This window comes from Bradyrhizobium sp. 6(2017) (assembly GCF_011058295.2).
GTDB classification, from domain to species: Bacteria; Pseudomonadota; Alphaproteobacteria; order Rhizobiales; family Xanthobacteraceae; genus Bradyrhizobium; species Bradyrhizobium septentrionale.
This window is the reverse complement of the sequence record NZ_CP049289.2, coordinates 2,648,037-2,662,453: the sequence shown is the minus strand read 5'-3', so window position 1 is coordinate 2,662,453 and position 14,417 is coordinate 2,648,037. Positions and strand designations below refer to the sequence as shown.

Annotated in this window: 10 protein-coding genes; 6 read left to right on the top strand and 4 right to left on the bottom strand. The window is 64.3% G+C overall.

Annotation, left to right across the window (positions count from 1 at the left end; genetic code table 11):
- Positions 1-160: 160 nt before the first annotated feature.
- Both G6P99_RS12655 and G6P99_RS12650 read right to left on the bottom strand, forming a co-directional pair.
- Complete coding sequence (locus G6P99_RS12655) at positions 161-592, bottom strand: hypothetical protein (protein WP_029081414.1); 432 nt, start codon at positions 590-592, stop codon at positions 161-163.
- 248 nt (positions 593-840) lie between these two features.
- Entirely contained in the window at positions 841-4,314 is a 3,474-nt protein-coding gene (locus G6P99_RS12650; RefSeq protein WP_029081415.1) for an indolepyruvate ferredoxin oxidoreductase family protein, read from the bottom strand.
- 203 nt (positions 4,315-4,517) lie between these two features.
- Between G6P99_RS12650 and G6P99_RS12645 the strand changes: the two genes are divergently transcribed.
- The 4 genes from G6P99_RS12645 to G6P99_RS12630 all read left to right on the top strand — a co-directional run bounded on the left by G6P99_RS12645 (position 4,518) and on the right by G6P99_RS12630 (position 7,336).
- On the top strand, positions 4,518-5,468 hold the full coding sequence (locus G6P99_RS12645; RefSeq protein ID WP_029081416.1) for a hypothetical protein: 951 nt from the start codon (positions 4,518-4,520) through the stop codon (positions 5,466-5,468).
- A gap of 47 nt (positions 5,469-5,515) precedes the next feature.
- Positions 5,516-6,070 (top strand): carboxymuconolactone decarboxylase family protein, encoded by a 555-nt coding sequence (locus tag G6P99_RS12640; protein WP_029081417.1) that lies wholly within the window; start codon positions 5,516-5,518, stop codon positions 6,068-6,070.
- 1 nt (position 6,071) lies between these two features.
- Positions 6,072-6,872, top strand: a complete 801-nt coding sequence (locus G6P99_RS12635) for an SDR family NAD(P)-dependent oxidoreductase (protein ID WP_029081418.1) — start codon at positions 6,072-6,074, stop codon at positions 6,870-6,872.
- Between the two features lie 245 nt (positions 6,873-7,117).
- Positions 7,118-7,336 (top strand): hypothetical protein, encoded by a 219-nt coding sequence (locus tag G6P99_RS12630; protein ID WP_029081419.1) that lies wholly within the window; start codon positions 7,118-7,120, stop codon positions 7,334-7,336.
- Positions 7,337-7,373: 37 nt separating this feature from the next.
- On the opposite strand, the gene G6P99_RS12625 is transcribed toward G6P99_RS12630, so the two are convergent.
- Both G6P99_RS12625 and G6P99_RS12620 read right to left on the bottom strand, forming a co-directional pair.
- A complete protein-coding gene (locus G6P99_RS12625; RefSeq protein ID WP_029081420.1) occupies positions 7,374-10,556 on the bottom strand; it encodes an efflux RND transporter permease subunit in 3,183 nt (1,060 codons plus the stop codon).
- A gap of 23 nt (positions 10,557-10,579) precedes the next feature.
- Positions 10,580-11,824 (bottom strand): efflux RND transporter periplasmic adaptor subunit, encoded by a 1,245-nt coding sequence (locus G6P99_RS12620; RefSeq protein WP_029081421.1) that lies wholly within the window; start codon positions 11,822-11,824, stop codon positions 10,580-10,582.
- Positions 11,825-12,027: 203 nt separating this feature from the next.
- On the opposite strand from G6P99_RS12620, the gene G6P99_RS12615 reads away from it, so the two are divergent.
- Together G6P99_RS12615 and G6P99_RS12610 are read left to right on the top strand one after the other, a co-directional pair.
- Positions 12,028-12,627, top strand: coding sequence for a TetR/AcrR family transcriptional regulator (locus tag G6P99_RS12615; RefSeq protein WP_029081422.1), 600 nt, complete (start codon positions 12,028-12,030; stop codon positions 12,625-12,627).
- A gap of 53 nt (positions 12,628-12,680) precedes the next feature.
- Positions 12,681-14,405: a SulP family inorganic anion transporter gene (locus G6P99_RS12610; RefSeq protein ID WP_029081423.1), complete on the top strand. Its 1,725-nt coding sequence runs from the start codon at positions 12,681-12,683 to the stop codon at positions 14,403-14,405.
- Positions 14,406-14,417: the final 12 nt, after the last annotated feature.

The window sequence follows — 14,417 nt, the reverse complement described above, 5'->3', positions numbered from 1 at the left end:
AACCCGTCATCCTGAGGAGGCGCGTAGCGCCGTCTCGAAGGATCGACGGCCCTGCTGCGCGATCTGGGCCGTGCATCCTTCGAGACGCGCGCAAGAGCGCGCTCCTCAGGATGACGGGTTTAATGTTGACGCGAGGATCGACGCAAGGAAGTGAAGCCTCTCACCGCTGCCAGCTGCAGATGCCGCCGGTGCGGCACGGCCAGGTCTGGATCCTGGTGTCGCGGGCTTCGGCATCGAGCGGGTTCGCGTGCCGCCGCGCGAGCCTGGCGCGGGCTGGCGCAGGCGCCGCCGCGCGCTTCGGCTCAGGCTGCGCCGTTACCCTGGCCGTCCGGGCGGCCTTCTGTGATGCGACCTTCGGCTGCTCGACCGTCGGCTCGACATTGGCACGCTGATCCGGACCGTGGTCGGTCTTCGCCTCGACCGGAACCGGCTCGAATTGCGCAGGCGGCCCAAGCCGCTTCGGCGACAGCACCGCCTGGGAAAGATCGAGGCTGAAGAACTCGCTGGGGCGATACTCGTCAGCCAGCGCCACGCCGCCCACAGCCAGGCACGCGGTACAAACAATTGCAACAAAAGCGCTTTTCAGGACCATCAAAGGGCCTCCTGAAATCACTCGAACAGAACAGCCATCATGTAGGGGCCCGGCCGCGCGAATCCACCCCGCTGTTGCGGGCAGGGTTACCAGTCAACCAAGGCGGCCGTGGAAAGTTCCCGCTGCCCGCCGCCTAGAGCCCCGTGCCGATGGTATCGGAACGGGGCTCTAGATTCTTGTTTTGACGCGTTTTTTGACGCGTTTTCTTCACGCGAACCGGTAGCCACTTCGCTCGAAAACGCTCTAGCCTATTCGGCCGCCTGCGCCAGCGGCTGGCCGATCGCGCGTTCCAGCCGCGCGCATTCGGTGCGGTAGCGGGCGACGTTGCCTTCCTTGATGTGGCCATAGCCGCGCACGAGGTCCGCAGCCTTGGCCAGCGCCACCAGCCGCGGCAGGTCGAGCGGCTTCGTGCCGTCGAGACGACGCAGGATCATCGCGGAATACTCGACCGGCAACGCGCGCTCCATCTTGCGCTCTGAGGTGTAGCCGAAGATGTCGAACGCGGTGCCGCGCAGGCCCTTCAGCCCCGCCAGCAGGCCGAACGCCTTGAAGATCCACGGGCCGAATTCGCGCTTCTGCAAACGCTCGGTGACGGGATCGCGCTGCGCCAGCAGCGGCGGCGCCAACAGGACCTTCAAGCCGGAATTGCCCTCGAACTGCTCCTTCAAGGCCTTGCTGAACTCGCCGTCGGAATAGAGCCGCGCGACCTCGTACTCGTCCTTGTAGGCCATCAGCTTGAACAGGCCTTTTGCAAAGGCCTCGGTCAGGTCCTGCGAGCCCGGCGCGGCCGCGGCCTCAGCGGTGCGGACGCGCGCGACATCATCGAGATAGCGCTTGGCGTAGGCCTCATCCTGATAGTCGGTGAGGAATTTGGCGCGGAACGCGATCGTCTCGTCGAGCGTCTTCTTTGCAGGCGCTGCGCCTGCGCTCTTGAAGCGCGCGGCGCTGACCACGCGTTGCAGATCGTGCGCGGCAAGCCGGCCCCACGAGAACGCGGTCTTGTTCATCTCGATCGCGGCGCCGTTGAGCTCGATCGCCTTCAGGATCGCATCGAGCGACAGCGGGATCGCGCCGCGCTGGAAGGCAAAGCCGAGCATGAAGGCGTTGGTCGCGATGCTGTCGCCCATCAGCGCGGTGGCAAGCCCGGTGGCATCGAGAATGTCGAGATCATCAGGTCGCACCGCGCCGTTCAGCGCGTCGCGCATCGCACCAGCCTCGAAATCGATATCGGGATCGATCACGAAGCTCGCGGTCGGCAGCAGATCGGCGTTGACGACGGCGCGGGTGACGCCGCGTTCGGCGCGGCTCAACGCCGGCACGCTGGTGGCCACGACGAGGTCGCAGCCGAGGATCAGGTTGGCATTGCCGGGCGCGATGCGGACGGTGGTCAGCATGTCGGACGCCGGCGCCAGCCGGACATGGCTCATGACCGCGCCGTTCTTCTGCGACAGGCCGGTGAAGTCGAGCGTCGAGCAGGCCAGACCCTCGACATGCGCGGCCATGCCGAGCAGCGCGCCGATGGTGATGACGCCGGTGCCGCCGATACCGGTGATCAGGATGTTGTAGGGCGCGGCAAGCGCGGCCGCAGGCGGCGTCGGCAGGTCGGCGAACAGCGCCTTGGGATCGGCGGCGGTGCGGTCGGCCTTGCGCAGCTTGGGATCCTGCACCATCACGAAGCTCGGGCAAAAACCCTCAATGCAGGAGAAATCCTTGTTGCAGTTCGACTGGTCGATGCGGCGCTTGCGGCCGAGTTCGGTCTCCAGCGGCTGCACCGAGACGCAGTTCGACGCCACCGAGCAGTCGCCGCAGCCTTCGCAGACGCGCTCATTAATGAAGACGCGCTTGGCCGGATCGGGAAACAGCCCGCGCTTGCGGCGGCGGCGCTTCTCGGCGGCGCAGGTCTGGTCGTAGATCAGGACGGTGAGGCCCTCGATCTCGCGCAAGGTGCGCTGCACGGCGTCGAGCTCGCGGCGATGGTGGATGGTGGCGCCCGACGGGAAATAATTGGCGGGATATTTGTCCGGATCGTCGGAGACGATCACGAGCCGCTTGGTGCCCTCGGCCGCGACCTGGTGGGCGATCTGCGACACCGTGAAGCCGCCCTCGGCCGGCTGGCCTCCGGTCATCGCGACCGCGTCGTTGTAGAGGATCTTGTAGGTGATGTTGACGCCGGCCGCAGCAGCGGCGCGCAGCGCCAGGAGGCCGGAATGGGTGTAGGTGCCGTCGCCGAGATTCTGGAATACGTGCTGTTCGCTGGTGAACGGCGCCTGCCCGATCCAGCTCACGCCCTCGGCGCCCATATGCGAGATGGTCTGGGTGTTGCGGTTCGGCACCGACAGCGCCATGCCGTGACAGCCGATGCCGGCCATGGCGCGGCTGCCCTCGGGGATCTTGGTCGACGAGTTGTGCGGGCAGCCCGAGCAGAAATATGGCGTGCGCTGCAATTTCGCGGTGCCCGTGCCTTCGGCCGGACGATCGAACGCCTCGAGCTTTGCCAGGCGTTGCTCCAATAGCGGACTGCGATGGCCGAGCTTGCGCAGACGCGCGACGACGGCGGCCGCCACCATGGTCGGCGTCAGCTCGCCCTCGCTCGGCAGCAACGGCGCGCCGCTCTCGTCGCGCTTGCCGACCACTGAGGGACGCTTGGATGCGTCCATGTTGTAGAGGATGCGGACCAGCTGGTCCTCGATGAAGCCGCGCTTCTCCTCGACGACAAGCACGTCCTGCAAGCCTTCGGCGAAGGCGCGCGCGCCGCGCGCTTCCAGCGGCCAGGTCAGCGCCACCTTGTAGATGCGCAGTCCCAGTGCCTGCGCGTCGGCATCGGTGATGCCGAGATCGGCGAGCGCCTGGCGCAGATCGAGATAGGCCTTGCCGGTCGCCATGATGCCGAGCCGCGCCGGCTTCGAATCCAGCACGATGCGGTCGAACCGATTGACGCGGGCAAAAGCCGCGACCGCCTCCATCTTGGGCCCATGCAGCCTGCGCTCGGCCTCCAGCGGCGGATCCGGCCAGCGGATCGAGAGCCCATCCGGCGGCATCTCGAAATCATCAGGTGTGATGATCTTGATGCGATCGAGATCGCTGACGATCGAGGCCGAGCTTTCGACGGTTTCCGAGATCGCCTTGAAGCCGACCCAGCAGCCGGAATAGCGCGACAGCGCAAAGCCGAGGATGCCGAGGTCGAGATAGTCCTGCAGCGTCGCCGGATTGACCACCGGCATCAGCGCCGAGGCGAACACCTGCTCGCTCTGGTGCGCCAGGGTGGAGGACTGGCAGCCATGGTCGTCACCAGCCAGCGCAATCACGCCGCCATTCGGCGACGTGCCGGCCGAATTGGCGTGCTTGAGCGCATCGAGCGAGCGGTCGACGCCGGGGCCCTTGCCGTACCAGATGCCGAACACGCCATCGACCTTGGCGCCCGGGAACATGCCCACCTGCTGGCTGCCCCACACCGCGGTCGCTGCCAGATCCTCGTTGAGGCCGGGAACGAAGGCGATGTCGTGCTCTCTGAGGAACGATTTGGCGCGCCACAGCGCGTGGTCGTACATGCCGAGCGGCGAGCCGCGATATCCGGAAATGAAACCCGCGGTGTTCAGCCCGTGCGCGCGGTCGCGTTCGCGCTGCAACATGGGCAATCGGACCAAAGCCTGGGTACCGGAAAGGAAGATTCGTTTCGTGTCCAACCGGTACTTGTCGTCCAGTCCAACGTCCATCAACGCCATCAGTCTCAGGCTCCCCGCCGGTTAGTCGCGCCGGTCCGAACCGGTCTCATTATCTTCCGAATGATCATGCATCAGCATGCACCGGTTTTGTTATGCATGAACAGCCCCGTTCCATGGCCGCAGCACATAACTCGATGTTGCAGATGCGAGGTCTTGCCGAACCCCGGCTTCTTTGAAACGGTGCGCGCAAAGGGAGACCAAGGATGATTACAGTCGAATCCGCGTTCACGACGGAAATCGTGGAGAACGGCAATCTGCTGGTGGGTCCGTGGCGCAGCCCGAAGCAGATGCTGCAGACCCAGACCTACGACTCGCACGCCTCGATCCACGACGATGCAACCGCGCAGAAGCTCGGCTTCCGCGGTGGCACGATCGAGGGACCGACCCATTTCAGCCAGTTCACACCGCTGTGCGAGCGGATCTGGGGCCGGGCCTGGTTCATGACCGGATGCCTGTCGGCGCATTACCGCAATCCGGTGTTCGAAGGAGAAGAGGTGCAGGCCCAGATCGAGAAGCCGAAGCCGGGCCAGACCGTTTGCACGGTCGGGATGGTCAAGCGCGACGGCACCGAGATTTTGCGCGGCACCGCCTCGATCGACGGCGACGGCACGGAGACAGCGCTCTCCCACAGGCTCGGCGAATTGAAGCCGCTGACCGATCCCGTGATCCTTGCCGACATCAAGGTCGGCATGAAGACGCCGCGCCAGGCGATCAAGATGGATTTCGACCAGAACATGGGCGATCTCTATCCGTTTTCGCTGGCCGACAAGCTCAAGGTGATCACCGAACCTTCAGACTATTATTCGCTGGAGCATAATCCCTGGGGCCGCGCCATCATCCCGATGGAGATGCTGAGCGTGCTGTTCCAGTACCGCGCGCGCGAAGATCGCCTGCCGGTCCGTGGTCCGGCGGTCGGGCTGTTCGCCGACCAGGAGATTCGGCTGGTGCGCGGGCCGCTATTCCCGGGCGAGACTTATTGGGTCGAGCGTGAGGTCGTCGCGCTCTCGGGCAGCAAGCGCACCGAGAGCATGTGGGTGCGCTCGACCGTGCTCGATGCCGACAATGCAGAGGTTGCGACCATGCTGCTCAACGGCGCCAGCATGAAGGATTCCTACGCCAACTACGAAAGCGAGCACAAAGCACTCTACGGCTGAAGCAACAGCCGCCCCTTCCGCAAGCCGCCAAACCAAGGACAACAACAATGGCCCGCCTGCCCTATCTCGAAGCCGATCAGGTCGCACCCGAATATCGCGACATGCTCAAGCGCAATACCAATCTGCACAAGCTCCTGGTCAACTCGCCGGATATGGCGCGCGCCTTCAACGGCGTCGGCGGCTATATCCGCTTCAACAGCAAGCTCGATCCGCGGTTGCGCGAGCTCGCGATCCTGCAGGTCGGCTGGCTCGAGAAGTCGGAATACGAGTTCACCCACCATGTGAAGATCGGCAAGGAGTTCGGCGTCACCGATGAGGACATAAAGGGCCTGATCGCGGAGACCTGTGGCAAGCCGTCGACACTCGAGCCGCTGGCGAAAGCGATCCTCAGGGGCGCCCGCGAGATGGTGCGCGAGCTCGCGATGTCGGATGCGACCTTCGCCGAGATCAAGCGAGAGCTGTCCGACGAGCACATGACCGACCTGGTGCTGACGATTGCGTTCTATTGCGCCGTGGTGCGCGTGCTCGCCACCATGCAGATCGACAACGAACCCACGTACAAAGAGGTACTGCAACAGTACCCGATCCCGGGAGTGAAGTGAGATGCGCCTGCAAGATCGCGTCGCCATCGTCGTCGGCGCCGGCCAGAGCCCCGGCGAGGGCATCGGCAACGGCCGCGCCACCGCGCTGACCTTCGCGCGTGAGGGCGCCAAGGTGCTGTGCGTCGATCACAATCTGGCGTCGGCCCAGGAGACCGTCGACATGATCACGGCCAAAGGCGGTACCGCTGTCGCCTTCAAGGCCGACGTCACCAAGAATGCCGACATCAAGGCGATGGTGGCGGATGCGCATGACCGCTGGGGCAGCATCGATATCCTGCACAACAATGTCGGCGTCAGCCTTTCCGGCGGCGATGCCGAATTGCTCGACATCACCGAGGAGGCGTTCGACCGCTGCGTGGCGATCAACCTGAAGAGCTGCATCCTCGCCGCCAAGCATGTGATCCCGATCATGCGCAAGCAGCAGCGCGGCTCGATCATCAACATCTCGTCGATGGCCGCAATCACGACCTATCCTTACGTGGCCTACAAGGCGACGAAATCGGCGATGATCGCCTTCACCGAGCAGCTCGCCTACCAGAACGCGCAATATGGCATTCGCGCCAACGTGATCCTGCCCGGACTGATGAACACGCCGATGGCGGTGGACACGCGCGCACGCGAATTCAAGAAGAGCCGCGCCGAGGTCGAGGCGGAACGCGACAGCAAGGTGCCGCTGCGTCACAAGATGGGAACCGGCTGGGATGTCGCCAATGCCGCGCTGTTTCTCGCATCGGATGAAGCCAATTTCATCACCGGTGTGACGTTGCCGGTCGATGGCGGCGCAAGTGTGCGGCGCGGCTAATCCGGATAATCGAGATGATTAACCCGGTTAATCCGGTTGATTAACCTGTGTGACGACGTGCGGTTAATCACTGTGACGAAATCACGCGTCAATGTGCCGCAATGATTCGAAAAACTTGAAGTATTCCAATGACACGGCGATGTGACGGCGCGTCCACATAAATCGAAATCCTGACTCGCTGTGGTCGCACGAAATTCATCTGCGCTCTGTATCTCGCACCCCAAGATTTCTGGAGTGCCAAGACCATGAGCGAAGAATTCGAACTCAGACCCGATCAGTGGGATGCGTTGAAAGCGTTGCGGGCTCCCGCAGCAAACCCTTCAAGGCTGAACCGGTTTGCCGTCGAAAGCCTGATCGCGCTCGGTTATGTCGCGGTGCGCGGAGACGCGTTTGCCTTGACCCCCGCGGGCCGCAAGGTGCTGGTCCGCGGTTCGTCACAATTGCTGCTCGATATCGCGGCCTGATCCCCTCGAAACTGACAAGAAGCTTACACACGCGGCATCATGCCGCGTGTGCTTTTCCGGGAATGGTCGCCTCGCCGTGCTGCGTCAGCGGCTTCATGCCGGTAAGGCTCCGTAGCAGCACATAGAACACCGGCGTCAGGAACAGGCCGAAGATCGTGACGCCGATCATGCCGGAGAACACCGCGACACCCATCGCGCGCCGCATCTCCGAGCCCGCGCCGGTCGACAGCACCAGCGGCAGCACGCCCATGATGAACGCCATCGACGTCATCAGGATCGGCCGCAGCCGCAGCCGGCTCGCCTCGATCGCAGCACGGATCGGCGAACGTCCGGCGAATTCGAGCTCGCGCGCGAATTCGACGATCAGGATGGCGTTCTTGGCCGACAATCCGACCAGCACGATCAGGCCGATCTGGGTGAAGACGTTGTTGTCGCCCTTCGACAGCCAGACCCCGAACATCGCGGCCAACAGGCCCATCGGCACGATCATGATGATCGAGAGCGGCAGCGCCAGGCTCTCATAGAGCGCGGCGAGCACCAGGAACACCAGCAGGATCGCCAGCGGGAACACCCAGAGCCCGGAATTGCCGGCGATGAACTCCTGATAAGTCAGGTCAGTCCATTCGAAGGCAAAGCCCGGCGGCAGCGTTTCGGCGGCGATCCGCGTTGCCGCCTCCTGCGCCTGGCCGGAGGAATAGCCGGGCGCCGCGGCGGCGTTGATGTCCGATGACAGGAAGCCGTTGTAGCGGATCGCACGCTCCGGCCCCGCGCTCTGGCGGACCTTCAACAGCGCCGACAGCGGCACCATGTCGCCGGACGACGAGCGGACCTTCAGCTGCCTGATGTCGTCGGCACGCGCGCGGAACGGCGCATCCGCCTGCACATAGACCGAATAGGTGCGGCCGAATTTGTTGAAGTCGTTGACGTAGTAGGAGCCGAGATAGATCTGCAGCGTGTTGAAGACTTCCGTCACCGGCACGCCGAGCTGCAACGCCTTGGTACGGTCGATGTCGGCGAACAGCTGCGGCACGTTGACCTGGAAGCTCGAGAACACGCCAGCGATTTCCGGCGCCTTTTGCATCGCCGTCATGAACGCCTTGGTCGCGTCGTTCAGCGCCTCATAGCCGAGGCCCGCGCGGTCCTCGATCTGCAGCTTGAAGCCGCCGATGGTGCCGAGGCCGTTGACCGGCGGCGGCGGGAACATCGCGATGAAGGCATCCTGGATGCCGGCATACTTCTTGTTTAGCGCCGCCGCGATCGCCGGACCGCTGAGCGAGGGATCCTTGCGCTCGTCGAACGGCTTCAAGGTCGAGAACACGATGCCGGCGTTGGAGGAGTTGGTGAAGCCGGAGATCGACAGGCCCGGGAACGCCACTGAGCTTTCGACGCCCGGCTGGGTCAGCGCGATGTCGCTCATCTTGCGGATCACTTCCTCGGTGCGGTCGAGCGTCGCGCCATCGGGCAGCCGGGCAAAGCCAACCAGATATTGCTTGTCCTGACCCGGCACGAAGCCACTCGGGACCTGCTTGAACAGCACGCCGGTGACACCGATCAGGAGCACATAGAGGCCGATCACCACGGCCTTGCCGTAGATCACCTTGGTGACGGTGCGGCCGTAATTCTCGGAAGACTTGGTGAAGACCTTGTTGAAGCCGCGGAAGAACCAGCCCAGCGACTTCTCCATGACCCGGGTCAGCCAGTCCTTCGGCTCGTGATGCCCCTTCAGCAGCAGTGCCGACAGCGCCGGCGACAGCGTCAGCGAATTGATCGCGGAGATCACGGTCGAGATCGCGATCGTCAGCGCGAACTGCTTGTAGAACTGCCCGGTCAGCCCGGAGATGAAAGCGAGCGGCACGAACACCGCGATCAGCACCAGCGCGATCGCGATGATCGGGCCCGACACTTCGCGCATCGCCTGGTTGGTGGCGTCGCGCGGCGACAGGCCGGATCCGATGTTGCGCTCGACATTCTCGACCACGACGATGGCGTCGTCGACCACGATACCGATCGCGAGCACCAGGCCGAACAGGCTCAGCGCGTTGATCGAGAAGCCGAACACATGCATCACCGCGAAGGTGCCGACGATCGACACCGGAACCGCGATCAGCGGAATGATCGAGGCGCGCCAGGTCTGCAGAAACAGGATCACGACCAGCACGACGAGCGCGATCGCCTCGAGCAGTGTGTGGATGACGGCCTCGATCGACGAGCGCACGAACTGGGTGGGATCGTAGACGATCTGGTACGACACGCCTTCCGGCATGTTCTTCTTGATCTCGGCCATGGTGGCGCGGACATGGTCGGAGATCTCCAGCGCGTTCGAACCTGGCGCCTGGAAGATCGGGATCGCGACCGCCTGCTTGTTGTCGAGCAGCGAGCGCAGGCCGTATTCGGAGGCGCCGAGCTCGATCCGGGCAACGTCGCGCAGCCGCACCACCTCACCATTCGCGCCGGTCTTCACCACGATGTCGCCGAACTGCTCCTCGGTCGACAGCCGTCCCTCGGCGTTGACGGACAGCTGGAGATCGAGGCCCTTGACGCTCGGCGAGGAGCCGACCACGCCGGCGGCGGCCTCGACGTTCTGCGCCTGGATCGCGCGGACGACGTCGCTTGCGGTCAGCGCGTGCTCGGCGGCCTTCTGCGGATCGACCCAGACCCGCATCGAATAGTCGCCGGCGCCATAGAGCTGGACGTCGCCGACGCCGTCGATCCGCGCCAATCGGTCCTTGACGTTGAGCACTGCGTAGTTGCGCAGATACGTCATGTCGTAGCGGTTGTTCGGCGACAGCAAATGCACGACCATGGTAAGGTCGGGCGAGCTCTTCTTGGTGATGATGCCGAGCTGGCGCACCACGGCCGGCAGGCGCGGTTCGGCCTGCTGCACGCGGTTCTGCACCAGCTGGGTCGCCTTGTCGGGGTCGGTGCCGAGCCGGAACGTCACCGTCAGCGTCATCGCGCCGTCGGTGGTCGCCTGGCTCGACATATAGAGCATGCCCTCGACGCCGTTGATCTGTTCCTCGATCGGCGTTGCCACCGTCTCGGCGATCACCTTCGGATTGGCACCCGGATACGTCGCGCGCACCACGACCGACGGCGGCACCACGTCGGGATATTCCGAGATCGGCATCGCCAGCAGCGAGATCAGACCGGCCAGGAAGATCAGGATCGATAGCACGCCGGCAAAGATCGGCCGGTCGATGAAGAATTTTGAGAGATTCATGGCTCCGCCCCCGCGCGCAGCGCCTAGCGCCGCACGACGTGCTGGTTGGTTTCAGTGGATGCCTGCTGCATACCGCGCGCGCCCATCTCGGCGACTTCCATCTTCAGAAGTGCGCCGGGACGCACGCGCTGCAGGCCGTTGACGACGATGCGGTCGCCGGATTTCAGGCCGGCGGTCACGATCCGCAGGCCGTCGACCGCACCGCCGAGCGTGACCGGGCGATAGACCGCGCGGCTGTCGTCGCCGACCAGCATGACGAACTTCTTGTCCTGGTCGGTGCCGACGGCGCGCTCGTCGATCAGCACCATCGTCTGCTCTTTCGGCTGGCCCATGCGCACGCGGGCGAACTGTCCGGGGATCAGCCGGCCGTCATCGTTCCTGAACACGGCGCGGACGCGGATGGTGCCGCTCTGCCCGTTGACCTGGTTGTCGATCAGCTGGATGTGGCCCTTGGCGCTGAGGCCGCCTGACGTCACCATGTCGACCGGGATCTGATCGAGATTGCCGCGCTTGCCGGAGGCGTCTGCGATCGAGTTCAGCGCGCGCAGCACGACCTCCTCATCCGCATCGAAGCTCGCATAGATCGGGTTGACCGAGACCAGCGAGGTCAGCACCGGCGACGAGGTGCCCGCGGCGACGAGATTGCCGACTGTGATCTCGATCCTGCCGACCCGGCCGTCGACCGGTGCGCGGACCTCGGTGTAATCGAGATTGAGTTTTGCGGTCTGCAGCGCGGCTTCAGCCGCCTTGACGTTGGCGATCGCCTCGCGATTGGTGTTGTCGCGCTGGTCGAAGTCGCGCTTGGTGACGATGTTGTTGCCGACCAGCTGTGCGCCGCGCTCGACCTCGCTCGCGGTGAAGACGGCGCGGGCCCTGGCGGCCTCGAGCTGCGCCTGGGCGCGGTCGACCTCGGCGGCGTAGGGCGCGGGGTCGATCTTGAACAGGATGTCGCCGGACTTCACCAGCGCGCCTTCGGTGAAGTTGGTCGCCAGGATCGCGCCCGCGACCCGCGGCCGGAGTTGGACGCGGTCGACCGCCTCGAGCCGGCCCGAGAAGTCATCGAACAGGGTGGTCGGGCGTGGCTGGATCACGGCCACGGTCACCGGCACCGCCGGTTCGGGGGCGGCTGCTGTGGCGGTCGCCTGGGCGGCATGAAAATAGTGGCCGGTCGCGATCGAACCGGCGACGCCGAGGGCGCCGAGGATCACAATACCGCCGACGACGCGTCGGAGGCGGCCGGAACGAGGATTTTGGGTTGACGAGGGCATTCACGCGCTCCAGATATCTGTAGTGTTCACTACAGATGTGGAGCTGGACGCCGGTTCGCAAGATACTTATGTATCGAGCACTATGATTTTCTTAGCGCATTCGTGGGGAAATGAGAAGCCGCGGAAAAACATCACGTGCAACAAGAGGATAAGCCAGGGACAATCCGTCACAGAAACGGCACCCGGCTTACGGAGTAACGAAAATGGGTATGGGACGCCCCCGCGCTTTCGACGCGGATGCCGCTTTGGACCAGGCGATGGACGTGTTCTGGCGCCATGGTTACGAGGGTGCGACGATTGCGCAGCTCACCGAGGCGATGAACATCAATCCGCCGAGCCTCTATGCCGCCTTCGGCAGCAAGGAAGGCCTGCTGAAGGCCGCCCTCGACCGCTACACCGAGCGCCGTGACGCCTGGATGGAAACGGTTTTGGGCGCCGCCACCGCCCGCGAGGTGGCCGAACGATTTCTGATGGAGCACGCGGACGCCCAGACCGATCCCGCCAACCCGCCCGGCTGTCTGCTGGTCCAGGGCGGCCTTGCCTGCGGCACCGGCTCGGAAAATGTTCCATTCGAACTGGCGGCGCGCCGCACCCACACCGAAGACCAGTTGCGCGAACGCTTTGTCCGCGCCAAGGCCGAACGCGACCTGAACGAAAGCGCCGATCCGGCCATGCTTGCCCGCTATCTCTCCGCGGTCACATCAGGCATGTGCGTGATGGCCTCCTCCGGCGCCGACCGCAACGCGCTGCGCGAGATTGCGGCGGTGTCGCTGAAGGCGTTCGATGAACAGGCGAAGGGCTAGAGCGGTTCAAGTCATGCGCACGCGAGCCCCAACGCAGTTGGGAGTGACCGGCAATGCATCACTGGACCAGCTGGCTGCCAGGTCTCAACACGCTCCGTCGATACCAAGCGGCGTGGTTTCCACACGACATCGTCGCGGGGCTTGTGCTCGCGACCATGCTGGTCCCGGTCGGCATCGCCTATGCGGAAGCGTCCGGCTTGCCGGGTATCTACGGACTTTACGCGACGATCATCCCGCTGCTCGTCTACGCGTTGTTCGGGCCGAGCCGCATCCTCGTCCTGGGACCGGACTCGGCGCTTGCAGCCATCATCCTCGGCGTTGTCGTTCCGCTGTCGGGCGGCGATCCCATGCGCGCGGTGGCCCTCGCCGCGATGATGGCTATCGTCTCCGGAACGATATGCATCGTGGCGGGCATCGCGCGGTTGGGATTCCTGACAGAGCTTCTCTCCAAGCCGATCCGCTACGGCTACATGAATGGAATTGCCCTGACCGTGCTGATCAGCCAGCTGCCAAAGCTGTTCGGCTTCTCCATCGAAAGCGATGGACCTCTGCGCAGCCTCTGGGCGGTCGTCGGAGCGGTTCTTGACGGAAAGACGAATTGGATCGCGCTCGGGATCGGCCTTGCCACATTGGCGGTGATCCTGCTGCTCCAGCGGAACAAGCGGCTTCCCAGCATTCTGATTGCCGTCGTTGCGGCGACGGTCGTCACCGGCGTGCTCGATCTTGGAGCGCGCTTTAACGTGACAGTTTTGGGTTCGCTTCCCCAGGGCCTGCCGGGATTCGCGATTCCCTGGATCGGCTATGGCGATATCGTGCAGGTGCTGATCGGCGGTTGCGCCGTCGCGCTGGTGTCATTCGCCGACACCAGCGTGCTTTCGCGGGCCTATGCGGGACGATTGGGCGATCGCGTTGATCCCAACCAGGAGATGGTGGGGCTCGGCGCGGCCAATCTGGCGGCCGGCTTCTTTCAGGGCTTTCCGATCAGCAGCAGCGGATCGCGCACGCCCGTTGCGGAAGCCGCCGGAGCGCGCACCCAACTTACCAGCGTCATCGGCGCGCTTGCCATCGCTCTTCTGCTGCTGATGGCGCCGAACCTGCTTCAGCACTTGCCCAACGCCGCATTGGCCGCCGTCGTCATCGCCGCCGCGCTCGGCCTATTTGAGTTCAGCGATCTCAGGCGAATCTACGCCATCCAGCGGTGGGAGTTCTGGCTATCGGTGGTCTGCTTTGTTGGCGTGGCCGTGCTGGGAGTGATTCCGGGAATAGGCCTCGCCATCGTGATCGCCATCATCGAGTTCCTGTGGGACGGATGGCGGCCGCATTCCGCCGTGCTGGGCCGCGCCTCCGGCGTGAAGGGCTATCACGACATCACGCGATATCCGGACGCGCGCCAAATCCCCGGGCTGGTGTTGTTCCGGTGGGATGCGCCGTTGTTCTTTGCGAATGCCGAGTTCTTCAGGGAACGTGTGCTGGATGCCGTGGCGAAATCTCCGACGCCGGTGCGCTGGCTGGTCGTTGCGGCCGAGCCGGTCACCAGCGTGGACGTGACCGCCGGCGACATTCTCGCCGAGCTGGACGATGCATTGCACGCACAAGGGATAGAGCTGTGCTTTGCCGAGCTCAAGGATCCCGTCAAGGACAAGCTGAAGAAATTCGGCTTGTTGGCGCAGCTTGGCGAGAACAACTTCTTCCCGACCATCGGCGTCGCCGTTTCGCACTACCTCGAGATCAATGCCGACGTGACTTGGGAGGACTGGGAAGACCGGGCTATATCCTAGGTTCAACCCCGA